Below are 26,262 nucleotides of genomic sequence, written 5' to 3'. Positions count from 1 at the left end.
CCCGGCCGCCGAACGCCCCACCACCCACAAGCACTTACGCACCGGATCCGCTCTCAAGGGGGACCACCATGCCTGACCAGCAGGCACCGCATCCCGTACTGCGACTGAAGGACCTCACCCGCGTCCACGGCAGTGGCGCCACCGAGGTCCACGCCCTGCGCGGGATCAACCTCGACGTCTTCCCCGGCGAACTCGTCGCCGTCATGGGCCCGTCCGGCTCCGGCAAGTCCACGCTGCTCACCATCGCCGGCGGACTCGACACCCCGACGTCGGGCCAGGTGACGGTCGAGAACACCGACCTCACCACCGCGAGCCGCAAGGAGATCGCCGCCCTGCGCCGCCGCAGCATCGGCTACGTCTTCCAGGACTACAACCTCGTACCGGCCCTCACCGCCGCCGAGAACGTCTCCCTCCCCCGCGAGCTGGACGGCCTGTCGGCCCGCAAGGCCCGCGGCGAGGCCGTCGCCGCGTTGCGCGAGATGGACCTCGGCCATCTCGCCGACCGCTTCCCGGACGAGATGTCCGGCGGCCAGCAGCAGCGCGTGGCCATCGCCCGCGCCCTCGTCGGCGACCGCCGGCTGGTCCTCGCCGACGAGCCCACCGGCGCCCTCGACTCCGAGACCGGCGAGTCCGTGCTCGCCCTGCTGCGCAGCCGCTGCGACGCGGGCGCCGCCGGTGTCCTGGTCACGCACGAGCCGCGGTTCGCGGCCTGGGCCGACCGTGTGGTGTTCCTCCGGGACGGCGCGGTCGTCGACCAGACGATCCGCAGCCAGGCCGACTCCCTGCTGACGGGCCAGGTGGCCGAGCGGTGAGGACCTGGTACCACTCGTGGCGCGCCGCGATCCGCATAGCCCGCCGGGACGCCTGGCGTTTCAAGGGACGCAGCTTCCTCGTCCTCGCCATGCTCGCCCTGCCGATCCTCGGTGTGAGCGCCGCCGATCTGACCCTGCGCAGCGCCGAACTCTCCCCCGCCCAGTCACTGGAACGTGATCTCGGCGCCGCCGACGCCCGGGTCAACGACCCGGGTCTGGACGGCGTCGCCCTCCTCCAGGACCCCAAGGCGGACAACTACCTGCCCGAGGGGAACTACGACGACAAGCCGTGGCCCGACGGCGACACGGACGTCGGCGCCGCCATCCCGGCGAACGCCGAGTCGCTCGTCGACGCCGAGGGCCGGGCCAAGCTGAGGACGACCCACGGACTGCTCAACACCCAGATCCGGGAGCTGAAGGCGGCGGACCCGACGGCCGAGGGCATCATGCGCCTCGACCGCGGCCACTTCCCCCGGAAGGCCGACGAGGTCGCCGCGACCAACGCCTTCCTGGAGAGCAGCGGGCTGCGCGTCGGATCCGAGCTGACCGCCTACGGTCTCGACACCACCTACCGGATCGTCGGCGCGTACGAGCTGCCGAACGCCCTGGGCGACGCCCAGGTCAACGCCCTTCCCGGGGCCCTGCTCGCACCGCTCGACAAGGCGCTGGCCGCCGCCGAGCTGCCCGGCACCCAGATGTCGGCCACGTATCTGGTCTCCGTGCCCGGCGACGCCGGTTTCACGTGGAACATGGTCAAGGAGTCCAACAAGAAAGGCGTCACGGTCGTCTCCCGCGCCGTCACGCTCAACCCTCCGGCCGACTCGGAGGTGCCGTACTACGCGCAGGAGGGCACCGCTCACCAGGGGGGCGGCTCCGACAACACCACCGAACTCGCCATCCTCAGCACCGTCGTCGGTCTCGCGATGCTGGAGATCTGTCTGCTGGCAGGGCCCGCGTTCGCGGTCGGCGCCCGCCGCTCCCGCCGCCAGCTCGGCCTGGTCGGCGCCAACGGCGGCGACCGGCACCACATCAGGGCCATCGTCCTCAGCGGCGGCCTGGTGATCGGCGCGGTGGCCGCCGTGGTCGGCACGGCGCTGGGCATCGGGCTGACCTTCGCCCTCCAGCCCGTACTGGAGGACTGGCTCGGCAAACGGTTCGGCGACTTCGACCTGCGCCCGCTGGAGCTGATCGGTATCGCGCTGATCGCGGTCGTGACCGGTCTGCTCGCCGCGATCGTCCCGGCGGTCACCGCCTCCCGGCAGAGCGTCGTGGCCTCCCTCACCGGCCGCCGCGGCGTCCGCAGGAGCAGCAGGGTGCTCCCGGTCCTCGGTCTGACCGCCGTGGTCGTCGGCGCGGGCATCGCGCTGTACGGGTCCACGGTGTCCGACCAGGCCGCGCTGGTCGGAGGCGGCAGCGCCCTCGCCGAGCTGGGTGTGGTGGCGCTGGCACCGGCCCTGGTGGGGCTCTTCGGACGGGTCGGCCGCTGGCTGCCGCTGTCACCGCGGCTGGCGCTGCGCGACGCCGTACGCAACCGGGGCCGTACGGCTCCGGCCGTGGCGGCGGTGCTCGCGGCGGTCGCCGGCACGGTGGCCGTGGCGACGTACACGTCCAGCTCGGAGGCCCAGGAGAGGGCGGAGTACGAGGCGTCCCTGCCGTACGGCGCGGTCGCGATCCTGTCGCCGGACTCCGCGGCGGACGTCCCGTCCATCCGCGACGACGTGCGGAAGCTGCTGCCCACGGAGGTGCGGGCCGATGTGGACCGGGTCGTGGTCGGCAAGAGGAACTGCTCGGCCTACGGGGACGGCGACGGCTGCGGACGGGCCGAGGTCGTGCTGCCCGAGGCCCACGAGTGCCCGCTCCGGTCGTACGACAACACCGATGAGGACCCCGCCTCGAAGTTCTCCAAGGCCGAGCGGCGCGAGCTCGCCACGGACTGGCGCTGCTCCGAGCCGGACGGCGGCTTCGGCAGTGCCGCCGGCGAGATCCTGATCGGTGACGAGAAGCTGCTCAAGGTGCTGAGGATCAGCGACCCGGCCGCGGAGAAGGCGCTGACGAACGGGCAGGCCGTCTCCTTCGTCAACCGCAACCTCAACCCCGCGGGCGCGGACGGCCGGGACACCGGGGGCGGCGCGCGGGGCGGCGTGGTCCCGGTGAAGGGCGGCCCGCGTGCGGGCGCGGAGGGGACGATCGACATCCGTGTCATCACCGCCGCCGAGACGGACGAGGCCGACGCGGCGGGCATGGCGGGCAAGGAGCCCCCCGGCACCGTCACCTCGATCCCCGCCCGCCAGATCGCCGCCGGTCAGAACGCGTACGGCGTCACGATGATCGTGCCTCCGGACGCGGCTCGGAAGGCGGGCTTCACGACCGTACCGCTGGGTGCCTTCTTCTCGACCGAGCGGCTGCCGAGCGACGCGGAGGAACAGAAGCTCAACAGCGAACTCGCCAAGACGGGCGGCGACCCCTGGCTGACCGTGGAGAAGGGCTTCACCCCCGAGAACAGCACCACCCTGGTGGCGCTCGCCGTCTTCGCGGGGCTGATCACCATCGGGGCCGCAGGTATCGCCACCGGGCTCGCCCAGGCGGACGCCGAGGCCGATCTGAAGACGCTCGCCGCCGTCGGGGCACCGCCCGGGGTCCGCAAGGCCCTCAGCGGTTTCCAGTGCGGGGTGGTGGCCGCGATGGGTGTGCTGCTCGGCTCGGCGTCGGGGATCCTGCCCGCGATCGGACTCCGCTTCACCGAACGCCGCGCGGAGGACCGGATGTACGAGCAGATGCTCGACGCGGGCTGGGCCGGCGGTTCCGAGTCCACGGCGCCGTTCGTGCCCGTGGTGATCCCCTGGGAGACGCTGGGCGTCCTGCTCGTCGCCGTCCCGCTCGGCGCGGCGCTGCTGGCCGCGCTGGTCACCCGCTCACGGGGCGCGCTGGCCCGCCGGGCGGCGATCTGACGCACACCGGGAGACCGGACCCGGAGGGCGATCGGGCCCCTGCGGGGGAGTGGACCACTCTCTTACGGGGGCTCACCGCGCATCGGGACCCGGGTGCGAGACAATGAGGGTATGGAAATGCCGAGAAACGAACGGTCTCAGGAGAGCAACCCCCATGTCCTCGTGGTGGGGCAGGACGGGATGGCGCTCGGCGGCGGGCAGGGGGACGACGAGCCGCGCGAGATCCCGGTGACGGAGATGGTCGAACAGCCCGCGAAGGTCATGCGTATCGGCAGCATGATCAAGCAGTTGCTCGAAGAAGTGCGGGCGGCTCCGCTGGACGAGGCGAGCCGGGTACGGCTCAAGGAGATCCACGCCGGTTCGGTGAAGGAGCTGGAGGACGGTCTCGCTCCCGAACTCGTCGACGAACTGGAGCGCCTGTCGCTCCCCTTCACCGACGAGGCGATCCCCTCGGAGGCCGAACTGCGCATCGCGCAGGCCCAGTTGGTGGGCTGGCTGGAGGGACTCTTCCACGGGATCCAGACGGCGCTGTTCGCCCAGCAGATGGCGGCGCGGGCGCAGTTGGAGCAGATGCGGCGGGCGCTGCCGCCGGGCGCGTCCCACGAGGGCGACGACGGCGAGGACCCGGGCGCCCACGGCGCGATCCGCTCCGGCCCGTATCTCTGATCCCCCGGCTGTCGGAAGAAGACGCCGGACGGGCCGCGGTGGCGGCCCGTCCGGCGTTTTCCGCGAGAACGGACCGCCAGGGCGTGTGTGTGCGCCGGACGGGACTTCACGGACATGCCCTGGGGGGGGGTGTCCGCGAAGTGGCGCCGTCCACCCGCCGGGCGGAGCACGCGGTGGCTGGTGCGGTGCCTCGCAAGGCGGAGGATGGGCCTCGTACCGGGCGTACTCGGCCGACCTACCCAGCGCGGGGGCGCCTCGCGAGCCCCCTCGGGGCCACGGGGGAGGTGCCGTGCCAGACGCCGCGGGCCAGGCGGGGCTCTGAAGACAGGCCCTATGGGCGCAGCAGCAGGATCTTGCCCACGTGGTCGCCCGCCTCAAGCGCGGTGTGTGCGTCGGCCGCCTCGGGCAGCGGGAACGTACGGTCCACCACGGGCCGCACCTGCCCCGCGCCGACCAGCGGCCAGACGTGCTCCCGCACGGCCGCGACGATCGACGCCTTCTCACCGAGCGGGCGCCCCCGCAGCGACGTGGCCGTGACGGCCGCGCGCTTGCCCAGGAGGGCGGCCAGATTGAGTTCGCCCTTCACCCCGCCCTGGAGCCCGATCACGGCGAGCCGCCCGTTGACGGCCAGGGCCCGCACATTGCGGTCGAGGTACTTCGCGCCCACGATGTCGAGGATGACATCCGCGCCCGCACCGTCCGTGGCCTTCCCGAGCTCCTCGACGAAGTCCTGCTCCCGGTAGTCGATCAGGATGTCCGCGCCCAACTCGGCGCAGCGCGCCAGTTTTTCGGGCCCGCCCGCCGTGACGGCGACCCGCGCGCCGACCGACTTGGCGAGCTGGATCGCCATCGTGCCGATGCCGCTCGCGCCGCCGTGCGCCAACAGCAGCTCGCCGGGGCGCAGATGGGCGATCATGAAGACGTTCGACCAGACGGTGCAGGTCACTTCGGGAAGCGCGGCGGCCGTCGCCAGGTCCATGCCGTCGGGTACGGGAAGCAGCTGGCCCACGGGCACGGCGACCTTCTCCGCGTAACCGCCGCCGGCGAGCAGCGCGCACACCTCGTCACCGACCGACCAACCGGAGTTCTCGGTGCCGGGCCCGAGCGCGGCGACGCGGCCCGCGCACTCCAGTCCGGGGTACGGGGACGAGCCGGGCGGCGGGTCGTAGAAACCCTGCCGTTGCAGCAGATCGGCGCGGTTGACCGCGCTCGCCACGACATCGACGAGGACTTCACCCTCGGCGAGTACGGGATCGGGCACTTCGGCCCAGACGAGCGCCTCGGGGCCACCGGGTTCCGGAATCGTGATCGCATACATGGTCGGGAGGCTACCCCCGGGTCCCGCTCGTAGTGCCGACGCGGATTCCCGGTACCGGTGCCGGCGGGCGCGGCGGCCGGGTGAGTCGGGCCGGGTCAGACGCCGTTGCCCTGCTCCGGGTTGGGGTCCGCCCGCACGATCGTGATCAGCCGGTCGGTGAGCTGGAGCGGGCTGGCCGCCGGGTCGTCGTACCCGAGCAGCCGGTGCCCGCGCAGGACGCTGACCACCAGATCGTCCGTCTCCCGTACGCTCCGCCCCACCTCGGCCTTTATCACCGGCCGTTCGATGAGGTCGAGGCCGCTGCCCTGCTGGATCAGATCCTCCATCACCGTGCCGGCGACGGGGCTGAGCACCGAGAGACCGAGCAGCCGGCCCGCCGCGCTGGCGCTGGTGATGACGGCGTCCGCGCCGGACTGGCGCAGCAGCGGCGCGTTCTCCTCCTCACGCACGGCGGCGACGATCTTCGCCCCGCGGTTGAGCTGGCGCGCGGTCAGCGCCACCAGGACGGCGGTGTCGTCGCGCTGTGTGGCGATCACGATCTGTCGTGCCCGCTGGAGCTCGGCCAGCAGCAGCACATCGCTCCGGGTCGCGTCACCGATGACGCCCACGAACCCGTCCCCGTTGGCCGCCTCGATCACCTTCGCGCTCGGGTCGACGATGACGATCTGGTCCTTCTTCAGCCCGGTGGCGCAGAGGGTCTGCATCGCCGACCGCCCCTTCGTGCCGAAGCCGACGATGACGGTGTGGTCACGCAAGTTGGACCTCCAGCGGTTCAGCCGCCACTCCTCCCGGGTGCGCTCCGTGAGGACCTCGAGAGTGGTGCCGACCAGGATGATCAGGAAGAGCACGCGCAGGGGCGTGACCAGCACGACGTTGATGAGCCGGGCCCCGTCGCTGTACGGGACGATATCGCCGTAACCCGTCGTGGAGAGCGTGACGGTGGCGTAGTAGACGGAGTCGAGGAAGTCGACGGAGTCGTCGGAGTTGTCGTGGTAGCCGGCGCGGTCGATCCAGACGATGAAGACCGTGACGGCCAGCACCCCGAGCGCCATCAGCAGTCGCTTGCTCACCTGTCGCAGCGGACGGTCGACGATCCGCCGCGGCAGTTTCACCCGGCTGGTGACCAGGTGTTCATCGGCATGACGCGCCATCGCGTCGTGACCGGGAAGTTTCACGTGAAACACCCGTCATCGGTGGAGGCGGAGGCATCGGCCCAGGCCGCCCAGGGCAGGTCGAGGACTTCCAGCTCGTCTCCCCGACGCGCGCCACCGGGCGGCACGACCGCGAGTCCGTCGGCGACGGCGATCCCCCGCAGCATGGCGGGACCGTTGAAACGCAGGGGCACGAGCCGGTCGTCACGGTGGACGAAGGGCACGAGCCGGGTGTCGTACGGATGGCCGTGCACCTCGTCCCGTACAGGCGCGTGGTACGCGGGCTGTGGCGCCCGCCCCCCGAGCGTACGCAGCAGCGGTTCGGCGAGTGTCAGCAGCCCCGAGACCGCCGCGAGCGGATTGCCCGGCAGGCCCACCAGATGGCGGCCGGAGGCAAGCCGGGCCAGCAGCATCGGATGGCCGGGGCGCACGGCGACACCGTCCACGAGCAGTTCGGCGTCCGCCCTGGCGAGCACGGGGTGGACATGGTCCACGGGGCCTGCGGCCGTACCGCCCGTGGTGAGGATCAGATCGGCCTCGGACTCGGTGACCGCCCGGAACAGGGCGTGCGCGTCGTCCGCGACCCGGCGGGAATCGATGACATCCGCGCCCAGCGCCCTCAGCCAGGGCGCGATCATCGGGCCGAGCGCGTCGCGGATGAGGCCGTCGCGGGGCAGTCCGCGCACCAGCAGTTCGTCGCCGAGTACCAGGACGTCGACGGTCGGGCGACGGGCGGTGAGTAGTTCGTCGTAACCGGCGGCGGCGGCCAGCCCCAGCACCGCCGGGGTCACCACCGCGCCGGCGGGCAGGAGCCGGTCACCGGAGCGGCACTCCTGGGCGCGCGGGCGGATGTCCTGGCCCTGGACCACCGCGCGTTCGGCGTGGAGATGGCCGGTGGAGTCCGTACGGGCGTGCTCGCTGCGGACCACGGCCGTCGCCTCGGGCGGGATACGGGCGCCGGTGGCGATCCGTACCGCCGTGCCGTCGGGGAGCGGGGTGGTGGGGGTGTGCCCGGCGAGAATGCCGGGGGTGGACGGGTCGGAGGGGTCGGGCTCGCCGGCCCGGCCGGGGCGTACGGACCAGGGGCCCGGTCCCGAGACCGCCCAGCCGTCCATCGCGGAGGTGTCGAACGACGGGAGGTCGGTGAGCGCCACCAGGGGCTCGGCGAGGACATGGCCCAGGGCCTGTTCGAGCGGGACACGCCGGGTGCGGGCGGTGGCCGGGAGTTGTGCGGAGGTGGGGGCGGTGCCCGGTGATTGCCCGGGGGCCGGGGCGGTGGCCGCCGACCGGCCGGACCGGGCGGCGATCGCGCGGGCCTCGGCCCACGGTGTGGCGCGATGCCCGCGGTCACCGGCCGGGCGCTTCGGGGGCGCGGCGTCGGGCCCGGGTCCACGGTCGCGGCCGGCGGGGGCCTGGGCGGTGGCGGCCCGGCCGGTCTCCGGCTCATCGCCGGACCCCCCGTCCGGCTGCCTGCCGAACAGCGCGAGGACGTCCTCGACGCCGTCGACGTCGCGGTCCTGAGCCGTCATCCGGCGTCGGCCCCCTCGGACCCGCCGGCCCCGGGCCCCTTGTCCGTACGCGCGCCGCCCGTGCCGCTCCCGCCGGTACCGCTTGTGTCCGGTGTCGCGTCCGCCTCGTCGGCCCAGCGCAGGGCGAGCGCCGCGGCCTTCCGGGACGCCTCGGCCACCGCCTCGGGGCCGCCGCCACCGGCTGCCGCCCGGCCGGCCGCGTACCCGACCAGGAAGGTGGTCAGAGGCGCGGCGGGCCTGGTGACACCGTGCGCGGCGTCGCGGGCGAGATCGAGGAGGACTCTGATGTCGACGTCGAGTTCGAGGCCGAGTTCGTCCTTGACTGCGGTGATCCATTCGTCCAGCACGGTCCCATGCTCCCTGATGCGTGCCCGCGCCGTGGAGATGTCTTCCCAGGTGTCGCAGTCGAACGACGCGAGCGGGTCGGCATCCGCCGGGACACGGGCGAGGTCGAGTTCATGCGTCAGCAGTCGTAGCGGCAGCCCCACGAGATTGCCGTGCTCGGCGGCGAGGAGGGCGATCTCACGGCGCAGTGGTTCCGTGCGGTACGCCGCGACCAGTGGCTGGTCGCGGCCGTCGGCGTCGATGAGCATCGCGCCCTCGCGCTCCCCGCCCGCCACCAGCACGTCCAGCAGCCTCGATGTCGTCTCCCGCGTCAGGAACGGCAGATCCGCGGACAGGACGAGCACCGTGTCCGCCTCGACATGCCGGACCCCCGCGCCGAGCGCGGCGACCGGGCCACCGCCGGGCGGCTCCTCGCGCGCCCAGCGCACGGGCCGGATCGTGGGGCGCCGACCGCCCACGACCACGGTGTGCCCGGCGCCGCCGCACGCGCCGAGCACCCGGTCGAGCAGTGCCCGGCCGCCGACGCTGACGGCGGGTTTGTCGACTCCGCCGAGCCGCTTGGCGGCACCTCCGGCGAGCACGATGGCGTCATGGGCGGTCGTGGTCATGCCTGAAGTATGGTCCGCGATCGCGCGTCCCGGACCCTGTGATGTCCGACCGTGATCTCCGGCCGCGGTCCGGGAACGTGGCCGGGAGCGCGGTCCACGGCGCGGGGCGCCCGAACCGCGGCCGTCCTACAACGTGCGCAGCAGCACCGCCGGTTGCTCCACACAGTCCGCCACGTACCGGAGGAAGCCGCCCGCAGTGCCGCCGTCGCAGACCCGGTGGTCGAAGGTGAGGGAGAGCTGGACGACCTGGCGTACGGCCAGCTCGCCCCGGTGCACCCATGGCTTGGCGACGATCCGGCCGATGCCGAGCATGGCCGCCTCGGGGTGGTTGATGATCGGCGTGGATCCGTCGACGCCGAACACGCCGTAGTTGTTCAGCGTGAACGTGCCGCCGGTCAGATCGCCGGGCGTCAGCGTCCCCGACCTGCCCGCCTCCGTCAGCCGGGCGAACTCCGCGCTCAGGGACTCCGCGGAACGGTTCTGCGCGTCCCGTACGACGGGGACGACCAGTCCGCGATCCGTCTGGGCGGCGAAGCCGAGATGGACGTCGCGCAGCCGCACGATCTCCCTGGCCTCCGTGTCCACCGTGGAGTTGAGCTCCGGGAACCGCGCGAGGGCGGCCGTGCAGATCCGCGCCAGCAGGGCGATCAGGGAGATCTTCGGGCCGCCCGCCGCGTTGGCCGCGGCCCTCGCCGCCATCAGCTCCGTCGCGTCCGCGTCGACCCAGCAGGTCGCCTCCGGGATCTCGCGCCGGCTGCGGCTGAGCTTGTCGGCGACCGCGCCCCGCACACCGCGCAGCGGTACGCGCTCGGTGACGGCCCCGGCGGCGGATCCGGCGGACGTGCCGTTCACGGCGGGAGCGGGGGCCGGTGCGGCGGGTGCCTGCCCGGCCCGCTCGATCCGTTCGATGGCCAGCTCGACGTCGCACCGCAGGATCAGCCCGTCCCGGCCCGAGCCGGCCAGCGCCCTGAGATCGAGCCCGTTCCGCCGGGCCAGCCGCCGTACCAGGGGCGAGATGACCGGGACGGGCCCCGACCGCTCGGAAGCGGAAGCGGAAGCCGACGCCGACGCGGGCGTCGGCTCGGGCGTCTCCGCGGGTGCCTTCGTCGGTGCGGGCGCCGGATCGACGATCACGGAAGGGGGCGCCGAGGCGACCGGCGAGGTGGCCGGGCGGACCCGGCGCCGCCGCGCGGCGGGCGCGCCCGTACCGTATCCGACCAGTACATTGCCCGACGTCTCGGCCGTTGCGGCCGCGTCGCCCGCCGGGACCGTCCCCGGACCGGGCGCCGCGTCCGAACCCGAACCCGTGGCGGCGGCCGGCGCCGACTCCGACGCCCCCACCGCCACCGTCAGCAGCGGCGCGCCGACCGGCAGCTCCGTGCCCTCCTCGCCGTACCGCGCGGTCACCACGCCCCCGTAGGGACACGGCACCTCCACCATCGCCTTGGCCGTCTCGACCTCGACGACCGGCTGGTCGATCGCGACGACGTCGCCGACCGCCACCAGCCAGCGGACGATCTCCGCCTCGGTCAGTCCCTCACCGAGGTCCGGCAGCTTGAATTCGAGCACCTGGGCCATCAGCTGTCCGCCTCCCACTGAAGCCGCGCGACCGCGTCGAGCACCCGGTCCACACCCGGCAGATGGTGCTGTTCCAGCATCGGCGGCGGATACGGGATGTCGAATCCGGCGACCCGCAGGACCGGCGCCTCCAGATGGTGGAAGCACCGCTCGGTGATCCGGGCGGCGATCTCCCCGCCGGGCCCGCCGAAGCCGGTGGACTCGTGGACGACCACCGCGCGGCCCGTGCGCCGTACGGAGGCGACGACCGTCTCGTCGTCGAAGGGCACCAGTGAGCGCAGGTCGACCACTTCCAGGTCCCAGCCCTCCGCGCGCGCCGCCTCCGCCGCCTCCAGACAGACGGTGAGGGAGGGGCCGTACGTGACGAGCGTGGCGCTCAGCCCCGTACGCCGCACGACGGCCCGGCCGATCGGCTCCACGGTGGCGGGCGCCTCGGGCGACCACTGGGCCTTGGACCAGTACAGCCGCTTGGGCTCCAGGAAGACCACCGGGTCGTCGGAGGCGATGGCCGCTCGCAGCAGCCCGTACGCGTCGTCGACCGTCGCCGGGGTGACGACGTGGAGACCGGGCGTCGCGATGTAGTACGCCTCGGAGGAGTCGCTGTGGTGCTCGACGCCGCCGATCCCGCCGCCGTACGGCACACGGATGGTGATCGGCATGGGCAGCGCGCCGCGGGTGCGGTTGCGCATCTTGGCGACATGGCTGGTCAGCTGCTCGAACGCCGGGTAGGCGAAGGCGTCGAACTGCATCTCCACGACGGGCCGCAGCCCGTACATCGCCATGCCGACGGCGGTCCCGAGGATGCCGGCCTCGGCGAGCGGTGTGTCCGTGCAGCGGTCCTCGCCGAACTCGGCGGCGAGTCCGTCGGTGACCCGGAAGACTCCGCCGAGCGCGCCGACGTCCTCCCCGAGGACGTGCACGGTCGGGTCCTCGGCCATCGCGTCGCGCATCGCGCGCTGCAATGCCTGGGCCATGGTGGCGGGCTTGGCCGCCTTGGCGGTCTTCGCGGCCGTGGCGGCAACGGTGGTCATCGCGCGTCTCCCTGCCCGGGTGCGTCGCCGGCCGGCTCGGCCGACGCGTCCAGCTCGGCCCGCAACTGGGCCGACTGCTCGCGCAGTTGCGAGGTCTGCTCGGCGTAGACGTGCGCGAAGATGTCCATGGGGTCCAGCTCGGGGTCGGCGTTCATCCGGTCGCGCAGCCGCGCGGCCATCGCGTCGGCGGCCTCGGCCGCCTCCCTGATCCCGCTCTCGTCGAGCGTCCCGCGCCGCGTCAGCTCGTGCTCCAGCAGCCGGATCGGGTCGTGCGCGCGCCACGCCTCGACCTCGGCGTCACCGCGGTAGCGCGTCGCGTCGTCCGCGTTCGTATGGGCGTCGATGCGGTAGGTCACGGCCTCGATGAGCGTCGGGCCGCCACCGCTCCTGGCCCGGCGCACGGCCTCGGCGAGCACCATGTGCACGGCCGGCGCGTCGTTCCCGTCGACCAGTCTTCCCGGCATTCCGTAGCCGACGGCCTTGTGGGCCAGCGACGGCGCCGCGGTCTGCTTGGCGAGGGGGACGGAGATGGCGAAGCCGTTGTTCTGCACGAGGAAGACGACCGGGGCGTTCCACACGGCGGCGAAGTTCAGCGCCTCGTGGAAGTCGCCCTCGCTGGTGCCGCCGTCGCCGACCATGGCGAGCGCGACCACGTCGTCACCCTTCAGACGCGCCGCGTGCGCGAGCCCCACGGCGTGCGGCAGCTGGGTGGCCAGCGGTGTGGAGAGCGGGGCGACACGGTGCTCGCGCGGGTCGTAGCCCGTGTGCCAGTCGCCGCGCAGCAGCGTGAGGGCCTGGACGGGGTCGAGGCCGCGCGCCACGACGGCGAGGGTGTCGCGGTAGCTGGGGAAGAGCCAGTCCTGCTCCTGGAGCACCAGGGCCGCGGCGACCTCGCAGGCCTCCTGGCCGGTGCTCGACGGGTAGACGGCCAGTCGGCCCTGCTTGGTGAGGGCGGTGGCCTGCGCGTTGAAACGGCGACCGCGGACCAGCTCCGCGTAGAGCCTCAGCAGCAGCTCGGGGTCGGTGTCCGCCACGGCTTCCGTACCCAGCACGCGGTACGGCTCGCGATCGGGGAGCAACGGGGCGGGGTCCGTGCGGGGCTGCCACGCCGGGGGCGGGGTGGACCGGTGGACGACGGCACCCGGGGGCTCCTGGACCGTCGTGCTGCTCTTCTTCAACGCGTGCACCTCCTCATGGGAGCGGGCATGGGCGGCGCATGAGTGTGGTGCGCCTCACCTACCGATTGTTCGGTTGCCGAGCCATTTTGGCTACTGGCGGCTTCAGCCTGTGGACAAACGGTTCTGCACAGCCTGAGATGGGCACAAGGCGTCCACGAGCGGAAAGGTGGGGGACATGGCGGCTGAACAAATGGCCGAGGACTGGGAGCGCGCCGCGCAGGAGCTCCCGCCCCGGCCGCTGGACGCGATCGACCGGGACATCCTGCGCATCCTCCAGACCGACGGCCGCGCCTCGATACGGTCGGTGGCCGAGCGGGTCCATGTCTCGCGCGCCAACGCCTACGCCCGCATCAACCGGCTCGTCGAGGACCGTGTCATCCGCGGTTTCGGTGCCAGGATCAACCATGAAAGGGCAGGTCAGGGTGCTTCCGCGTACATCACGCTGAAGATCGTGCAGAACTCGTGGCGCACCGTGCGCGAACAGCTCCAGGAGCTGCCGGGAGCCACACACATCGCCCTGGTCAGCGGTGATTTCGACGTGCTGCTGCTGGTCCACGCCCCGGACAACCGGACGCTGCGCGAGCTGGTCCTCACACGGCTCCAGTCGATCCCCGAGGTGCTGTCCACGCGCACCCTGCTGGTCTTCGAGGAGACCGACCTCGACCAGGCGGCTCCGCCCGCGCCCTGACCGGGCGGCGGGCGGGCCAGGCCCCCGCGGGGACGCCCGGAGGCGTTACGGCGCCTCCGTACGGAGTCCGTCGAACGCCATCCGTACGACCGCCTCGGCCACCTGGTCGCTGTCGTAGCCGCCGGCCGCCTGCGGCCGGTACCACTCCACCAGCGAGTTGACCATGCCGAACAGCAGCCGGGTCGCCAGCCTGATGTCCATGTCCGCGCGGAGGTCCCCGTCGTCGGCCGCCGCCTTGAGCAGGTCGGCGACCCGCTGGTCGAACTCCCGCCGCCGCTCCATCGCCCAGCGCTCGGTCCTGGTGTTCCCGCGCACCCGCAGCAGGAGCGTCACATAGGGCAGCTCCGCCATCAGGACCTCGACCGTGCGGCGCGTCACGTACTCGACCCGCTCGACGGCCCTGCCCCGCCCGGCGCCCGGCTCGTCGAGGATCCCGAAGAGACCGTCGATGGCCCGGCTGACCGCGCGCCGCAGCAGTTCCTCCTTGCCCGCGACATGGTGGTAGATCGAGGACTTGGAGATACCGGCGGCCTTCGACAGATGCTCCATGGACGTGCCGTCGTAGCCGCGTTCGTTGAAGACGCCGACCGCGACGGTCAGCAGGGTCTCCGGGGTGTAGGTGTCCCGCTTGGCGGTCGTCACGAGCCCGCCCCTTCCGACGGCGCGACCTCGGCGGCGGCGCGCCGGCGCAGCGCCTGCGAGGCGGCGTACCGGCCCGACGGGTACTCCTCGTGCATCCGCTCCAGCAGGTACAGCGTGCGGTCGGCCCCCAGCTCCGCGCCCCAGTCGAGCGGCCCGCGCGGGTAGTTGACCCCGAGCCGCATCGCGGTGTCGATGTCCTCGGCCGACGCGACGCCGCGTGCCTCGGCGTCGAGCGCGAAGTCGACGAGCATGGCGACCGTGCGGCCCACGATCATGCCGGGGACGTCGGCGATCACGCTGACCGCCTTGCCGAGCGCCTGGAAGAGGCCGACGGCCGTACGGAGGGACTCCTCGGCCACCGTCGCGGACGGCGCCAGGGCTATCCGGGTCGCGGTGCGGTAGTCGAGCGCGAGGTCGAAGTGGATCAGCCGGAGGTCGGAGTTGTCCGCGGCCTCGCCGTCCGTGAGGAACAGCCGTGTGCCGCAGGGCAGTTCGAGCCAGCCAGGGAATCCGGGGACGGCGTCCTCCTTGCGTATGACCTCGATCCCGGCGGCTTCGATCAGTTCGGGCAGCACGCCGGCGGCGAACAGCTCCCCCTGGACGACCACGGACGACGGCGGATCGGCGGGCGGCGCGGTGTGCGGTACGGGGGCGGGGGCGCCGTCCTCGTAGGAGAACCAGCCCCGGCCCGACTTGCGGCCGAGGCCGCCCGACTCCACGAGGCGCCGCTGGGCGAGCGAGGGCGTGAACTTCGCGTCCTGGAAGAAGGATTCCCAGACGGAGCGGGTGACCGCCTCGTTGACGTCCTGGCCGATGAGGTCGGTCAGTTCGAAGGGACCCATCCGGAAGCCGCCCGACTCGCGCAGCACGGCGTCGATGGTCGCGGGGTCGGCGGCCCGCTCCTCGTACAGGCGCAGCGCCTCGGCGTAGTAGGGGCGGGCGACCCGGTTCACGATGAAACCCGGGGTGTCGGCGCAGCTCACGGGTGTCTTGCCCCACGCCGTGGCCGTCGCCGACGCGCGCGTGGCCGCCGTCTCCTCCGTCGCGTGGCCGCTGACGACCTCGACGAGCGGCAGGAGGGGCGCGGGGTTGAAGAAGTGCAGGCCGACGACGCGGCCCGGGTGGCGCAGGGCGCCCGCGACGGCCGTGACGGAGAGGGAGGAGGTGTTGGTGGCGAGCAGGCAGTCGTCGGCGACGATGTCCTCCAGCGCCGCGAACAGCTCCTGTTTGGCCGCCAGTTGTTCCAGTACGGCTTCCACGACGAGCGCGGCGTCGGCGAGCTCGGACAGTTCGGCGGCGGGCAGCAGCCGGGCCTTGGCGCTGTCGCGGTCCCCCGCGTCCAGCCCGCCCTTCTCGGTCAGCCGGTCAAGCCGGGCTCCGACGGCCTCGGCCGCCTGTTGGGCGCGGCCCGGCAGGGCGTCGTAGAGGCGCACGGGATGGCCGGCGACCAGGGCCACCTGGGCGATTCCCTGTCCCATCGTGCCGGTGCCGACCACCGCGACGACGCGGGAGCGCTCGATTGCAGTCATGAAACCGATCCTCCTGTATGAACTTCCGCCGCGGTACGGGACCTCCGCAAGGAGTCCGGTCCCGGGCGCCGATCAGCCCGGACTGACCGGAACGGGACCTTCCACGACGGCGGGAAAACACGGGTTTTCCACAGCCCCCCTTGTCCCGACCGATCGTTCGGTTACTCTAACTCTGTCCGTTGCCCGTGTCCCGCTGTCCCACGTGTCCCCCTCCCGCCCAGCTCGACGAGGAGTTGGTCAGTCATGGCCGCCCAGCTCAGCCCCCAGCAGCTCAACGAGAAGCACCGGCCCACGCTCGACCGGGCCCTCGACGCGATCCGTACGCGCGCCTACTGGTCGCCGCACCCCGAGCACCCGAAGGCGTACGGCGAGAGCGCGCCGGCCGAAGGGCTGGCCGCGTTCAAAGCCCTGCACGGCACCCGTGTCGATCTGGACCAGCCCGGCACCGACGGCTGGACGGGCGGCGAGCGCTCGCCGTACGGCCCGGAGCTCGGCGTCGAGTATCCGCACGCCGACCCGGACGTCCTGCTGCCCGCCATGCGCGCGGGCATGGGCGACTGGCGCGCGGCGGGACCGGAGACACGCGCCCTGGTCTGCCTGGAGATCCTGGCCCGGATCAGCGCCCGCACCCATGAGTTCGCCCACGCCGTGATGCACACCAGCGGGCAGGCGTTCATGATGGCGTTCCAGGCGGGCGGGCCGCACGCCCAGGACCGCGGCCTGGAGGCGGTGGCGTACGCGTACCAGGAACAGACCCGCACCCCCGCCGAGGCCGACTGGTCGAAGCCGCAGGGCAAGCGCGACCCCCTGGAGCTGCGGAAGTCCTTCGCCGCCGCCCCGCGCGGCGTCTCGCTGCTGATCGGCTGCAACACCTTCCCGACGTGGAACGGCTATCCGGGCCTGTTCGCCTCGCTGGCCACCGGCAATCCGGTCCTCGTCAAGCCGCACCCGCGCGCGGTGCTGCCCCTCGCCCTCACGGTGCGGGTGGCCCGCGAGGTGCTCGCCGAGTCCGGCTTCGACCCGAATCTCGTCGCGCTGGCCGCCGAGCGCCCCGGCGAGGGCGTCGCCAAGACGCTGGCGGTCCGGCCCGAGGTCAGGATCATCGACTACACGGGGTCCACCGCGTTCGGCGACTGGCTGGAGGCCAACGCCCGCCAGGCGCAGGTCTACACGGAGAAGGCCGGCGTCAACACGGTCCTCGTGGACTCCACCGACGACTACAAGGGCATGCTCGCCAATCTGGCCTTCTCGCTCTCCCTCTACAGCGGCCAGATGTGCACCACCCCGCAGAACCTGCTCATCCCGCGCGACGGCATCACGACGGACGCGGGCCCGAAGTCGTACGACGAGGTGGTCGCCGACCTGGCGGCCTCGGTGAGCGGTCTGCTCGGCGACGACGCCCGCGCCAACGGCCTGCTGGGCGCCCTGGTCAACCCGGACGTGAAGGCGAGGCTGGACGCCGCCGCCGAGCTGGGCGACGTGGCGCTCGCCTCGCGCGAGATCGCCAACCCGGACTTCCCGGACGCGGTGGTCCGCACGCCCGCGATCGTGAAGTCCGACGGCTCGCGCAAGCAGTGGGACGCGGCGGAGGGGGCGAACGGCCCCGAGGCGCCGTATCTCGCCGAGTGCTTCGGACCGGTCTCGTTCGCCGTCGCCGTGGACTCCACCGAGGAGGCGCTGGAACTGCTGCGCCGCACGGTGCGCGACAAGGGCGCGATGACGGTCGGCGCGTACACGACCTCGGCCGGGACGGAGCGCGCCGTCGAGGACGTCTGTCTGGAGGAGCTGGCCCAGCTCTCCCTGAATCTGACGGGCGGCGTCTATGTGAACCAGACGGCGGCCTTCTCCGACTTCCACGGCTCCGGCGGCAACCCGGCGGCGAACGCGGCACTGTGCGACGCCGCCTTCGTGGCCAACCGCTTCCGCACGGTCGAGGTCCGCCGCCAGGGCTGACGCCCGGCCGGACACGATCCGGGCCCGGCCGTCCAACGGCGGCCGGGCGCGGGTCAGTTCGGGCCGCCCCAGTGGAAGAGGGTCATGGCCACGCTGGTGGCGAGGTTGTAGCTGGAGACCTGGGGCCGCATCGGCAGGGCCAGCAACGCGTCGGCCCGCTCCCGCAGTTCGGGGGAGAGACCGTGCCGTTCGGAGCCGAAGGCCAGCAGCGCGCCGTCGGGGACGGTCACCGAGCGGATGTCGTCGCCCTCCGGGTCCAGCGCGTACAGCGGGCCCGGGGGGAACGCGTCGAGGGCCAGCCGCTCCACGGCGGTGGCGAAGTGCAGCCCCGCGCCCGCGCGGACGGCGTTCGGATGCCACGGGTCGAGATCCCCGGTCGTCACCACCCCTGTCGCCCCGAAACCGGCCGCGAGCCGCACCACGGCGCCGACGTTCCCGAGATTGCGCGGATTGTCGAGCACGACGACCGGCGAGCGCCGGGGCGCCGCCGCCAGCTCGGCCAGATTGTCCGCCCGGCCCCGTCTGACGGCCAGGGCCACCACCCGCGTCGGGTGCACCTTCGGCACCAGCGGCCGCAGCTCGTCCGCCGGCACTTCGACGACGGAGCGCCGCAGCGTGCCGGTCAGATCGTCGGCGAGTTCGGCCGCGAGGGCGAGTACGGACTCCTTGTCGCTCGTCAGGACGAGCGACACCCGCGCCCCGAACCGCAACGCGTGCTTCAGCGCGTGGAAGCCGTCGAGCACCACGGCGCCGGGAGCCGCCTCGTGCCACAGCCGCACGGCGCCGGCGGGATCGACATCGTTCATCGCGCCAGCGTAGGCGGGGGGACGGGGTGTGCCGTCACCGGACGAGCGAAGGGTCCGCACCGGCGGCGTCGGTGCCCGGGCCGGCCTCGGTGCCGGTCCCGGCCCCCGCCTCCGCACCCGGCTTCTCGGAGCCGTCCCCCTGACGCCGGTCGGGTGCGGTGTCCTCAGCCGCCCGCTGGGGGAGCAGCCGCGCGCTCCGCGCCGCCATGTCGCCGACCCGCACGAGGAAGTTCGTCGGCAGGAAGACGGCGTCGGCGGCGATCATGGCGAGCGAGAAGAACGGCAGCCCGAGCAGCACGGCGATGCCCGCGTGCTCCAGCATCATCACGACCAGCAGCACGTTCTTGACGCGCCGGTTGAAGAGCGTGAAGGGGAAGGCGACCTGCACCATGACCGTGCCGTACGTCAGCACCATCACCATCACGCCGCTGGACGCCAGGATGTCGGAGAGCGCGGGCCAGGGCGCGAAGTAGTCCAGATTCAGCGGGTAGTACAGCGCGGTGCCGTCCTGCCAGCGCGAGCCCTGGATCTTGTACCAGCCGGCCGTGGCGTAGATCAGACAGACCTCGACCATGATCACGACGAGCGTGGCGTTGTGCGTGAGGTTGGCGAGGACGTCCAGCAGCGCGCGCTGCTCGCTCCTGGGCGCGTAGCGGTTGACCGCCCACCACACGCCCTGCGAGATCCACAGCGTCCACAGCAGCGCGATCACCCACCACTCGCCGCCGGTCGTGTCCAGCAGCGTGCCCAGCAGGGCCACGCCGAGCACCACCCACAGGACCGGCCCGACCCGGTCGGCGGGCGCGGTACCGCCCGACGCCACGACGCGCTCGGCGCGGGCCCGCCGGCGGGCGTCCAGCGACCAGACCTGGCCGCAGCGCGTGAGGACGAGGTAGATCGCCATCAGATGGATGACGTTGTCGCCGCCGTCGCCCATGAAGATGCTGCGGTTCTGAAGGGACAGGACGCCGACCATGAAGAGCACCGACATGGTGCGGGTGCGCCAGCCGAGCATCAGCAGGGCGCTGGACAGTACGGCGACGGCGTACACGATCTCGAACCAGACGCCGCTGTCGGACCACATCAGGGTGGTGAACGCGTCGTTGCCCGCGATCAGTTGCTGGGCCATGTCCCAGCTCCACGGGCTGCCGGGCCCGTACAGCTCACGGCGGTTCGGCAGCTCGCGCAGCAGGAACAGCAGCCAGGCGGCGGCGAAGCCGATACGGACGACGGCGCTCTGGTAGGGGCCGAGCGACCGGGACGTGACGCGCTGGAGGGCGAGCGCGGCCTTGCGGCCGGCGGGCAGCTCGTGGGCGGGGCGGCTCATCGGTGGGCCTCCGAACGGGCATCCTCGCGCGCGCCGGTGCCCACGCCTTCGTTCCGGACCCCTTCGGGCAGGTCGTCGGAGGTCACGGTCCACCAGGGGAAGACCCGGTAGCCGGGCTTGGTGTTGGTCTTCTCGTCGCTCCACGGGGGCGCGGCGACCGCACGTGTGACGGACCTGAGCTGGATGCGTTCGACGGGACCGCCGAGATCGTGCGCCTCCAGCCGCAGCATCACTATCCGGCGTATGTAGCTCTCGGAGAGCTGCCCGCGCAGACCGTTGGGGCGCGCCTTCTCGTCATGGGAGTCGACGTAGAAGTCCCAGCCCCTGCGCAGCTCGTTCTGGTCGACGTGGCTGGGGAGGGGGTTGCCGCGGATCGACCTGGCGTCCTCCTCGGTGAGGTTGATCCAGCCGGTCGTACCGCGCGATCCGTCCGCGCGGTCCACCTCGGCGCGGACCTCGACGGCGATGTTCTGCTGGAGGGGGTTGGGCGCGAAGAGTTTCCAGTTCTGCTCGAACTCCGGAAACACCCAGTCGCCCACTTCCTCGCCGTACTCCTTGGAGATCGTGTTGTCGGGCGCGACGTGCAGGAACACCATGGCCACATGGCCCATGGCGACCAGTCCGACGACGGCGAGGGCGACGGCGGCGGCCACCTGGTAGGGGAAGGAGAGCCCGGCTATCCCCCTCGGTGGACCCGCTGGTGGACCCGGTTCTGGTGCCGGGTTCTCACCCTTGGCGTCGTACGAATCCATCCCGCCCCGATCCCCGTCTTTCCACCGTCGGTTATCCACAGGGTTGACACCCTACGGGCCGCCGACCGACCATTGAAGTCCATGAACCGAACGATCGGTCGGTAGGGGGTCCGGATGACGGCAGTGACCGCGGGGACGGCTGTGGAGGCAACGGTGGAAGCGACGGTGGAGGAGGCCCGGGCGGCGTTCGACGCCGCCGTGGCCGCCGACGAGCGCATCGAGCCCCGCGACTGGATGCCGGAGGACTACCGCGCATCGCTCGTCCGCCAGATGGCCCAGCACGCGCACTCGGAAATCATCGGCATGCAGCCGGAGGCGAACTGGATCACGCGCGCGCCCTCGCTGCGGCGCAAGGCGATCCTGATGGCCAAGGTGCAGGACGAGGCGGGACACGGGCTGTATCTCTACAGCGCCGCGGAGACCCTGGGCACGAGCCGTGACGAGCTGCTCGACAAGCTCCACACCGGCCGCCAGAGGTACTCGTCGATCTTCAACTATCCGACGCTGACCTGGGCGGACGTCGGCGCGATCGGCTGGCTCGTGGACGGCGCCGCGATCACGAACCAGGTCCCGCTCTGTCGCTGCTCCTACGGCCCGTACGCCCGCGCGATGGTCCGTATCTGCAAGGAGGAGTCCTTCCACCAGCGTCAGGGGTACGAATCATTGCTCGCCCTGAGCCGGGGCACCCCCGCGCAGCACGAGATGGCGCAGGACGCGGTGAATCGCTGGTGGTGGCCGTCGCTGATGATGTTCGGCCCCCCGGACGACGAGTCGGCGCACTCCGTGCAGTCCATGATCTGGAAGATCAAGCGGCACTCGAACGACGAACTGCGCCAGCGGTTCGTGGACATCTGCGTCCCCCAGGCCGAGACGCTCGGACTCACGCTCCCCGACCCGGACCTGAAGTGGAACGAGGAGCGGGGCCACCACGACTTCGGGGCGATCGACTGGACTGAGTTCCGGGAGGTCCTCAAGGGCAACGGCCCCTGCAACGAACAGCGGATCGGCCAGCGGCGCCGCGCCCACGAGGAGGGCGCGTGGGTGCGCGAGGCGGCGACGGCGTACGCGGCGAAGCACACCGGGAAGAGCCCGGCCGGGGACACGGCCGGGCACGTGGAGAAAGAGGCGACGGCATGAGCGGATCGACCCAGTGGCCTCTGTGGGAGGTGTTCGTCAGGTCCCGCCGCGGTCTGTCGCACACCCACGCGGGAAGCCTGCACGCCCCGGACGCGGAGATGGCCCTGCGCAACGCACGCGATCTCTACACCCGCCGCAGCGAAGGGGTGTCGATCTGGGTGGTCCCCTCCGCCTCGGTCACCGCGTCCTCGCCGGACGAGAAGGACTCCTTCTTCGAACCGGCCGCCGACAAGCCGTACCGCCACCCGACGTTCTACGAGATCCCCGAGGGGGTGCGTCACCTGTGACCGGCACCCCGACCCGCACCGGGACCGACACCGCGGCCCTCGCCCTGGCCGACGACGCGCTCGTCCTGGCGCAGCGGCTGGGGGAGTGGGCGGGACACGCGCCCGAGCTGGAAGAGGACGTGGCCCTCGCCAACATCGCGCTGGACCTGCTGGGCCAGGCCCGGGTCCTGTACTCCCTCGTCGGGGACGAGGACGAGCTGGCCTTCCTGCGCGAGGAGCGCGCCTTCCGCAATCTCCAGCTGGTCGAGCAGCCGAACGGCGACTTCGCGCACACGATCGCGCGCCAGCTCTACTTCTCCACCTACCAGCGGCTCCTGTACGCCGCCCTGGCGGCCGGTGACGGTCCCTTCGCCGGACTCGCCGCCAAGGCCGTGAAGGAGGTCGACTACCACCGGGACCACGCCGAGCAGTGGACGCTGCGGCTCGGTGACGGCACCGCCGAGAGCCATGAGCGGATGCGGCGGGCCTGTACGGCGCTGTGGCGGTTCACCGGCGAGATGTTCGAACCGATCGGCCGCGACGGCGACGGCGACGCGGGGAACGGGCTGGACGGGGTCGACCGGCGGGAGCTGGAGGAGAGCTGGCTCTCCTCGATCACCGCCGTCCTGGAGCGCGCGACGCTGACCGTGCCCGACGGACCGCGCTCGGGGGCATGGGCGGCGGGCGCTGGCAGACAGGGCCTGCACACCGAGTCGTTCGGCCGGCTCCTCGCCGAGATGCAGCACCTGCACCGCAGCCACCCGGGGGCGTCATGGTGACCGGCACCGGCAGCCCCACGGCGCTGAAGAGCGAACTGCGCGCGATCGCCGGCTCCGTGCCCGACCCGGAGCTGCCGGTGGTGACGCTGGAGGAGCTGGGCGTACTGCGCGGCGTCCATGTCTCCGGCCCCGGCCGGGTCGAGGTCGAGCTGACCCCGACGTACACCGGCTGCCCGGCGATCGAGACGATGTCCTCGGACATCGAGCGGATCCTGCACGAGCACGGGATACCGGACGTCTCCGTCGTCACGGTGCTCTCCCCCGCCTGGTCGACGGACGACATCAGCGCCGAAGGACGGCGCAAGCTCGCGGACTTCGGGATCGCGCCGCCCCGCCCCCACAGCACGGACGGGCCCGTGCCGCTCACGCTCGCCATCCGCTGCCCGCACTGCGGCTCGACGGACACCGAGCTGCTGAGCAGGTTCTCCTCGACCGCGTGCAAGGCGCTGCGCCGCTGCGCGGCCTGCCGTGAACCGTTCGACCACTTCAAGGAGTTGTAGATGTTCCATCCGCTCCGTGTCAGCGAGGTCGAGCGGCTCACGGACGACTCGGTGACCGTCACCTTCGCCGTACCGCCCGAGCTGAACGAGACGTTCCGGCACACCCCCGGACAGCACATCGCGCTGCGCCGGGTCGTGAACGGCGAGGAGATCCGCCGTACGTACTCGATCTGCACGCCCGCCGGCGAGCGGCCCGTACTGCGGGTGGGCATCAGGCTGGTCGAGGGCGGCGAGTTCTCCACGTACGCCGTCAAGGAACTCGCCGTGGGCGACACGGTCGACGTGATGGCGCCGACCGGCCGTTTCCGGCTGGAGCCGCGCGCCGGGCACTTCGTCGCGATCGTCGGCGGCAGCGGCATCACCCCGGTGCTGTCGATCGCCTCGACGCTCCTCGAACAGCGTCCGGACGCCCGGTTCTGTCTGATCCGCAGCGACCGCACGGTGGCCTCGACGATGTTCCTGGAGGAGGTCGCCGACCTCAAGGACCGCCATCCGGACCGTTTCCAGCTGGTCACGGTGGTGTCCAGGGAGGAGCAGCAGACCGGGCTCCCCTCGGGCCGGCTGGACGAGGAACGGCTGGCGGGTCTGCTGCCCGCGCTGCTCCCGGTGGAGAGTGTCGACGGCTGGTTCCTGTGCGGGCCGCTCGGTCTGGTCATGGGCGCGGAGCGGGCGCTGCGCGCCCTCGGCGTCGGGCGGAAGGCCGTCCACCAGGAGATCTTCCATGTCGACGACGGCGTGCCGGGCGTGGCCTCGGCAGCCAGGGCCGCCGCCGCCACGGCAGCCCCCGGCGGCAGCAAACTCAGCGCGACGCTCGACGGACGCTCCGGCAGCTGGCCCGTCCAGGACGGCGACTCCCTGCTGGAGACGGTGCTGCGCAACCGGGCGGACGCGCCGTACGCCTGCAAGGGCGGCGTCTGCGGGACCTGCCGGGCCTTCCTCGTCTCGGGCGAGGTGCGGATGGACCGCAACTACGCCCTGGAGCCGGAGGAGACGGAGGCGGGCTACGTACTGGCCTGCCAGTCCCACCCGGCCACCGCCGAGGTCGAGTTGGACTTCGACCGCTGACCCCGGGGCCCGCCCCTTCAGAGGGCGGGCCCCGGCGCGGCCGACGGTTCGTCAGAGCACCAGCGCGGGGCTGCCGTTGTCGGTGACCATCGGCCGGCCCGCGCCGTCCCAGGCCAGCATGCCGCCGTCGATGTTCGCCGCGTCGACGCCCTGGCCCACCAGGTACTGCGTGACCTGCGCGGACCGGCCGCCGACCCGGCACATGACATAGGCCCTGCGCCCGTCGGCCACCGCCTCGGTCACCTCACCGAGACGTCCGACGAACTCGCTCATCGGAATGTGCAGCGCGCCTTCGACATGTCCGGCCGCCCACTCGTCGTCCTCTCGGACGTCGAGCACCAGGGCGTCGGACGGGACGGCCGCGACATCCACCGTGGGCAGCTGCGCGAAACTCATGTGATGTGCCTTCTCTCGTACGTGTGCGTATGCGGGTGCGACGGATACAGCCTGGCGCACGGGACCATCTGGGGCCGGTGGTTCGGATCTTGCCGGGCTCGCGTGCCCCGGCCACTGATCCGGCCTGATCCGAACGACCGGCCCTGGGTCGTGTCTTCAAAGTAGCGCCGTCCGCCCGCAGGGCGGGGCCCGCGGCGGCCGGCGCGGTGCACCGCGAAGCGGAGGACCGGTCTCGCACGGGGCGTACCCGGCCGGCTTACGACCACGCGGCGAGGCGTCGCGCCAGGCGTCGCGGGCCGGGCGGGACTCTGAAGACACGACCTACGACTGCCCCAACCTGGCCAGTTCCGACTCGCGTCCGGAGACCTCGGCGAGCAGCTGCTCGGCGATCTCATCCAGCAGCCGGTCGGGGTCGTCGGGCGCCATCCGGAGCATCGCGCCGATCGCGCTCTGCTCCAGCTCCTGTGCCAGGAGCGTCAGCAGCTCCTTGCGCTGGGCCAGCCACTCCAGCCGGGCGTAGAGCTCCTCGCTCTCACTCAGCCGCGGCTCCTGCGGGGCCGGCCCCGCCGCCCACTCCTCCGCCAGCTGTCTGAGCAGCCCCTCGTCCCCACGCCCGTAGGCCGCGTTCACACGGGTGATGAACTCCTCGCGCCGGGCCCGCTCGGTCTCCTCCTGCGCCAGGTCCGGGTGCGCCTTGCGGGCCAGGTCGCGGTAGAGCCTGCGCACCTCGTCGGTCGGCCGCACCCGCTTCGGCGGCTGCACGGGCTGGTCGGTCAGCATCGCCGCGGCCTCCGCCGACAGACCGTCGGAGTCCAGCCAGTCGTGGAACAGTTCCTCGATCCCCGGCATCGGCTGCACCATGGCGCGGGCCTCGCGCGCCTTGCGCAGATCCTCCGGGTCACCCGACCGGGACGCGCGCGCCTCGGCGATCATCGCGTCCAGTTCGTCCAGCCGCGCGTACATCGGTCCCAGCCGCTGATGGTGCAGCCGCGAGAAGTTCTCCACCTCGACGCGGAACGTCTCCAGCGCGATCTCGAACTCGATCAGCGCCTGCTCGGCGGCGCGCACGGCCCGCTCGAGCCGCGCCTCCGGCCGCTCGGGCCCCGGTCCGGCTCCCGCACCCCCGTCCGCCGCTCCCGCCGCGTCCGCGGCGTCCGCGGTGTCCGCGGTGGCCTCCGTCGTGGCGTCCGGCACGTCTGGCACGTCCTGCTCGTCGTCGTTACGGATCGTCGGCTCCCCGGGGGCTTCCTGCGTCACC

At 72.5% G+C, this 26,262-nt stretch carries 24 protein-coding genes; 10 read left to right on the top strand and 14 right to left on the bottom strand.

Going from position 1 to position 26,262, the window contains the following annotated elements; genetic code table 11:
- The first annotated feature begins 68 nt into the window (after window positions 1–68).
- The 3 genes from ACZ61E_RS17325 to ACZ61E_RS17315 all read left to right on the top strand — a co-directional run bounded on the left by ACZ61E_RS17325 (window position 69) and on the right by ACZ61E_RS17315 (window position 4,426).
- Entirely contained in the window at window positions 69–812 is a 744-nt protein-coding gene (locus ACZ61E_RS17325; RefSeq protein WP_469700462.1) for an ABC transporter ATP-binding protein, read from the top strand.
- On the top strand, window positions 809–3,760 hold the full coding sequence (locus ACZ61E_RS17320) for an FtsX-like permease family protein (protein ID WP_469700461.1): 2,952 nt from the start codon (window positions 809–811) through the stop codon (window positions 3,758–3,760). The genes ACZ61E_RS17325 and ACZ61E_RS17320 overlap by 4 nt, the downstream gene beginning before the upstream one ends.
- Before the next feature lie 111 nt (window positions 3,761–3,871).
- A complete protein-coding gene (locus ACZ61E_RS17315; RefSeq protein ID WP_147873304.1) occupies window positions 3,872–4,426 on the top strand; it encodes a bacterial proteasome activator family protein in 555 nt (184 codons plus the stop codon).
- A gap of 331 nt (window positions 4,427–4,757) precedes the next feature.
- Here ACZ61E_RS17315 and ACZ61E_RS17310 read toward each other — a convergent pair whose 3' ends face one another.
- The 7 genes from ACZ61E_RS17310 to pdhA all read right to left on the bottom strand — a co-directional run bounded on the left by ACZ61E_RS17310 (window position 4,758) and on the right by pdhA (window position 13,164).
- Window positions 4,758–5,744, bottom strand: coding sequence for an NAD(P)H-quinone oxidoreductase (locus ACZ61E_RS17310; RefSeq protein ID WP_469700460.1), 987 nt, complete (start codon window positions 5,742–5,744; stop codon window positions 4,758–4,760).
- A 95-nt stretch (window positions 5,745–5,839) separates the two neighbouring features.
- Window positions 5,840–6,895 (bottom strand): potassium channel family protein, encoded by a 1,056-nt coding sequence (locus tag ACZ61E_RS17305; RefSeq protein WP_469700485.1) that lies wholly within the window; start codon window positions 6,893–6,895, stop codon window positions 5,840–5,842.
- Between the two features lie 20 nt (window positions 6,896–6,915).
- Window positions 6,916–8,424: a molybdopterin molybdotransferase MoeA gene (locus ACZ61E_RS17300; RefSeq protein ID WP_469700459.1), complete on the bottom strand. Its 1,509-nt coding sequence runs from the start codon at window positions 8,422–8,424 to the stop codon at window positions 6,916–6,918.
- Window positions 8,421–9,377 carry a DUF6457 domain-containing protein gene (locus ACZ61E_RS17295; RefSeq protein ID WP_469700458.1) on the bottom strand — a complete coding sequence of 319 codons (957 nt, stop codon included), beginning with the start codon at window positions 9,375–9,377 and terminating at the stop codon, window positions 8,421–8,423. The genes ACZ61E_RS17300 and ACZ61E_RS17295 overlap by 4 nt, the downstream gene beginning before the upstream one ends.
- 126 nt (window positions 9,378–9,503) lie before the next feature.
- Window positions 9,504–10,955: a dihydrolipoamide acetyltransferase family protein gene (locus ACZ61E_RS17290; RefSeq protein WP_469700457.1), complete on the bottom strand. Its 1,452-nt coding sequence runs from the start codon at window positions 10,953–10,955 to the stop codon at window positions 9,504–9,506.
- Complete coding sequence (locus tag ACZ61E_RS17285) at window positions 10,955–11,986, bottom strand: alpha-ketoacid dehydrogenase subunit beta (protein ID WP_469700456.1); 1,032 nt, start codon at window positions 11,984–11,986, stop codon at window positions 10,955–10,957. Before ACZ61E_RS17285 ends, ACZ61E_RS17290 begins: the two co-directional genes overlap by 1 nt.
- A complete protein-coding gene (pdhA, locus tag ACZ61E_RS17280) occupies window positions 11,983–13,164 on the bottom strand; it encodes a pyruvate dehydrogenase (acetyl-transferring) E1 component subunit alpha (RefSeq protein WP_469700455.1) in 1,182 nt (393 codons plus the stop codon). The genes ACZ61E_RS17285 and pdhA overlap by 4 nt, the downstream gene beginning before the upstream one ends.
- Window positions 13,165–13,339: 175 nt before the next feature.
- Between pdhA and ACZ61E_RS17275 the strand changes: the two genes are divergently transcribed.
- Window positions 13,340–13,852 (top strand): Lrp/AsnC family transcriptional regulator, encoded by a 513-nt coding sequence (locus tag ACZ61E_RS17275; protein ID WP_469700454.1) that lies wholly within the window; start codon window positions 13,340–13,342, stop codon window positions 13,850–13,852.
- A 45-nt stretch (window positions 13,853–13,897) separates the two neighbouring features.
- Here the strand turns inward: ACZ61E_RS17275 and ACZ61E_RS17270 are convergent, their stop codons facing one another.
- Both ACZ61E_RS17270 and ACZ61E_RS17265 read right to left on the bottom strand, forming a co-directional pair.
- Window positions 13,898–14,494 (bottom strand): TetR/AcrR family transcriptional regulator, encoded by a 597-nt coding sequence (locus ACZ61E_RS17270; RefSeq protein ID WP_469700453.1) that lies wholly within the window; start codon window positions 14,492–14,494, stop codon window positions 13,898–13,900.
- A complete protein-coding gene (locus tag ACZ61E_RS17265) occupies window positions 14,491–16,023 on the bottom strand; it encodes a 3-hydroxyacyl-CoA dehydrogenase (RefSeq protein ID WP_469700452.1) in 1,533 nt (510 codons plus the stop codon). Before ACZ61E_RS17265 ends, ACZ61E_RS17270 begins: the two co-directional genes overlap by 4 nt.
- A gap of 243 nt (window positions 16,024–16,266) precedes the next feature.
- On the opposite strand from ACZ61E_RS17265, the gene paaN reads away from it, so the two are divergent.
- Window positions 16,267–17,976 (top strand): phenylacetic acid degradation protein PaaN, encoded by a 1,710-nt coding sequence (gene paaN / locus ACZ61E_RS17260; protein ID WP_469700451.1) that lies wholly within the window; start codon window positions 16,267–16,269, stop codon window positions 17,974–17,976.
- A 53-nt stretch (window positions 17,977–18,029) separates the two neighbouring features.
- Here paaN and ACZ61E_RS17255 read toward each other — a convergent pair whose 3' ends face one another.
- The 3 genes from ACZ61E_RS17255 to ACZ61E_RS17245 are packed head-to-tail and all read right to left on the bottom strand — an operon-like array spanning window position 18,030 to window position 20,861.
- A complete protein-coding gene (locus ACZ61E_RS17255) occupies window positions 18,030–18,782 on the bottom strand; it encodes a TrmH family RNA methyltransferase (RefSeq protein ID WP_469700450.1) in 753 nt (250 codons plus the stop codon).
- 34 nt (window positions 18,783–18,816) lie between these two features.
- Window positions 18,817–20,109 (bottom strand): HTTM domain-containing protein, encoded by a 1,293-nt coding sequence (locus ACZ61E_RS17250; protein ID WP_469700449.1) that lies wholly within the window; start codon window positions 20,107–20,109, stop codon window positions 18,817–18,819.
- The gene (locus tag ACZ61E_RS17245; protein ID WP_469700448.1) at window positions 20,106–20,861 is read right to left on the bottom strand and encodes a DUF5819 family protein; all 756 of its coding nucleotides are present in this window, start codon (window positions 20,859–20,861) and stop codon (window positions 20,106–20,108) included. Before ACZ61E_RS17245 ends, ACZ61E_RS17250 begins: the two co-directional genes overlap by 4 nt.
- A gap of 114 nt (window positions 20,862–20,975) precedes the next feature.
- Between ACZ61E_RS17245 and paaA the strand changes: the two genes are divergently transcribed.
- The 5 genes from paaA to paaE are packed head-to-tail and all read left to right on the top strand — an operon-like array spanning window position 20,976 to window position 24,608.
- Entirely contained in the window at window positions 20,976–21,998 is a 1,023-nt protein-coding gene (gene paaA / locus ACZ61E_RS17240) for a 1,2-phenylacetyl-CoA epoxidase subunit PaaA (RefSeq protein WP_469700447.1), read from the top strand.
- Window positions 21,995–22,285, top strand: a complete 291-nt coding sequence (paaB, locus tag ACZ61E_RS17235; protein ID WP_469700446.1) for a 1,2-phenylacetyl-CoA epoxidase subunit PaaB — start codon at window positions 21,995–21,997, stop codon at window positions 22,283–22,285. The genes paaA and paaB overlap by 4 nt, the downstream gene beginning before the upstream one ends.
- On the top strand, window positions 22,282–23,043 hold the full coding sequence (gene paaC / locus ACZ61E_RS17230) for a 1,2-phenylacetyl-CoA epoxidase subunit PaaC (protein WP_469700445.1): 762 nt from the start codon (window positions 22,282–22,284) through the stop codon (window positions 23,041–23,043). The genes paaB and paaC overlap by 4 nt, the downstream gene beginning before the upstream one ends.
- The gene (gene paaD, locus ACZ61E_RS17225) at window positions 23,037–23,543 is read left to right on the top strand and encodes a 1,2-phenylacetyl-CoA epoxidase subunit PaaD (RefSeq protein WP_469700444.1); all 507 of its coding nucleotides are present in this window, start codon (window positions 23,037–23,039) and stop codon (window positions 23,541–23,543) included. The genes paaC and paaD overlap by 7 nt, the downstream gene beginning before the upstream one ends.
- Window positions 23,544–24,608, top strand: coding sequence for a 1,2-phenylacetyl-CoA epoxidase subunit PaaE (gene paaE, locus ACZ61E_RS17220; protein ID WP_469700443.1), 1,065 nt, complete (start codon window positions 23,544–23,546; stop codon window positions 24,606–24,608).
- Between the two features lie 51 nt (window positions 24,609–24,659).
- Here the strand turns inward: paaE and ACZ61E_RS17215 are convergent, their stop codons facing one another.
- The gene (locus tag ACZ61E_RS17215) at window positions 24,660–25,004 is read right to left on the bottom strand and encodes a rhodanese-like domain-containing protein (RefSeq protein ID WP_469700442.1); all 345 of its coding nucleotides are present in this window, start codon (window positions 25,002–25,004) and stop codon (window positions 24,660–24,662) included.
- Between the two features lie 321 nt (window positions 25,005–25,325).
- Entirely contained in the window at window positions 25,326–26,261 is a 936-nt protein-coding gene (locus ACZ61E_RS17210) for a hypothetical protein (protein WP_469700441.1), read from the bottom strand.
- Window position 26,262: the final 1 nt, after the last annotated feature.

The sequence above is a fragment of the Streptomyces sp. NPDC104581 genome, assembly GCF_055583685.1.
Note: the sequence above shows the minus strand (reverse complement) of the source record. Positions and strands in the feature narration are given on the sequence as shown.

What these genes read in the sequence shown, in the direction of transcription:
- ACZ61E_RS17325 (WP_469700462.1), top strand. Translation starts at nt 69, where the DNA reads ATGCCTGACCAGCAGGCACCGCATCCCGTACTGCGACTGAAGGACCTC.
- ACZ61E_RS17315 (WP_147873304.1), top strand. Translation starts at nt 3,872, where the DNA reads ATGGAAATGCCGAGAAACGAACGGTCTCAGGAGAGCAACCCCCATGTC.
- ACZ61E_RS17310 (WP_469700460.1), bottom strand. Translation starts at nt 5,744, where the DNA reads ATGTATGCGATCACGATTCCGGAACCCGGTGGCCCCGAGGCGCTCGTC.
- ACZ61E_RS17305 (WP_469700485.1), bottom strand. Translation starts at nt 6,895, where the DNA reads ATGGCGCGTCATGCCGATGAACACCTGGTCACCAGCCGGGTGAAACTG.
- ACZ61E_RS17300 (WP_469700459.1), bottom strand. Translation starts at nt 8,424, where the DNA reads ATGACGGCTCAGGACCGCGACGTCGACGGCGTCGAGGACGTCCTCGCG.
- ACZ61E_RS17295 (WP_469700458.1), bottom strand. Translation starts at nt 9,377, where the DNA reads ATGACCACGACCGCCCATGACGCCATCGTGCTCGCCGGAGGTGCCGCC.
- ACZ61E_RS17290 (WP_469700457.1), bottom strand. Translation starts at nt 10,955, where the DNA reads ATGGCCCAGGTGCTCGAATTCAAGCTGCCGGACCTCGGTGAGGGACTG.
- ACZ61E_RS17285 (WP_469700456.1), bottom strand. Translation starts at nt 11,986, where the DNA reads ATGACCACCGTTGCCGCCACGGCCGCGAAGACCGCCAAGGCGGCCAAG.
- ACZ61E_RS17275 (WP_469700454.1), top strand. Translation starts at nt 13,340, where the DNA reads ATGGCGGCTGAACAAATGGCCGAGGACTGGGAGCGCGCCGCGCAGGAG.
- ACZ61E_RS17265 (WP_469700452.1), bottom strand. Translation starts at nt 16,023, where the DNA reads ATGACTGCAATCGAGCGCTCCCGCGTCGTCGCGGTGGTCGGCACCGGC.
- paaN (WP_469700451.1), top strand. Translation starts at nt 16,267, where the DNA reads ATGGCCGCCCAGCTCAGCCCCCAGCAGCTCAACGAGAAGCACCGGCCC.
- ACZ61E_RS17255 (WP_469700450.1), bottom strand. Translation starts at nt 18,782, where the DNA reads ATGAACGATGTCGATCCCGCCGGCGCCGTGCGGCTGTGGCACGAGGCG.
- ACZ61E_RS17250 (WP_469700449.1), bottom strand. Translation starts at nt 20,109, where the DNA reads ATGAGCCGCCCCGCCCACGAGCTGCCCGCCGGCCGCAAGGCCGCGCTC.
- ACZ61E_RS17245 (WP_469700448.1), bottom strand. Translation starts at nt 20,861, where the DNA reads ATGGATTCGTACGACGCCAAGGGTGAGAACCCGGCACCAGAACCGGGT.
- paaA (WP_469700447.1), top strand. Translation starts at nt 20,976, where the DNA reads ATGACGGCAGTGACCGCGGGGACGGCTGTGGAGGCAACGGTGGAAGCG.
- paaB (WP_469700446.1), top strand. Translation starts at nt 21,995, where the DNA reads ATGAGCGGATCGACCCAGTGGCCTCTGTGGGAGGTGTTCGTCAGGTCC.
- paaD (WP_469700444.1), top strand. Translation starts at nt 23,037, where the DNA reads ATGGTGACCGGCACCGGCAGCCCCACGGCGCTGAAGAGCGAACTGCGC.
- paaE (WP_469700443.1), top strand. Translation starts at nt 23,544, where the DNA reads ATGTTCCATCCGCTCCGTGTCAGCGAGGTCGAGCGGCTCACGGACGAC.
- ACZ61E_RS17215 (WP_469700442.1), bottom strand. Translation starts at nt 25,004, where the DNA reads ATGAGTTTCGCGCAGCTGCCCACGGTGGATGTCGCGGCCGTCCCGTCC.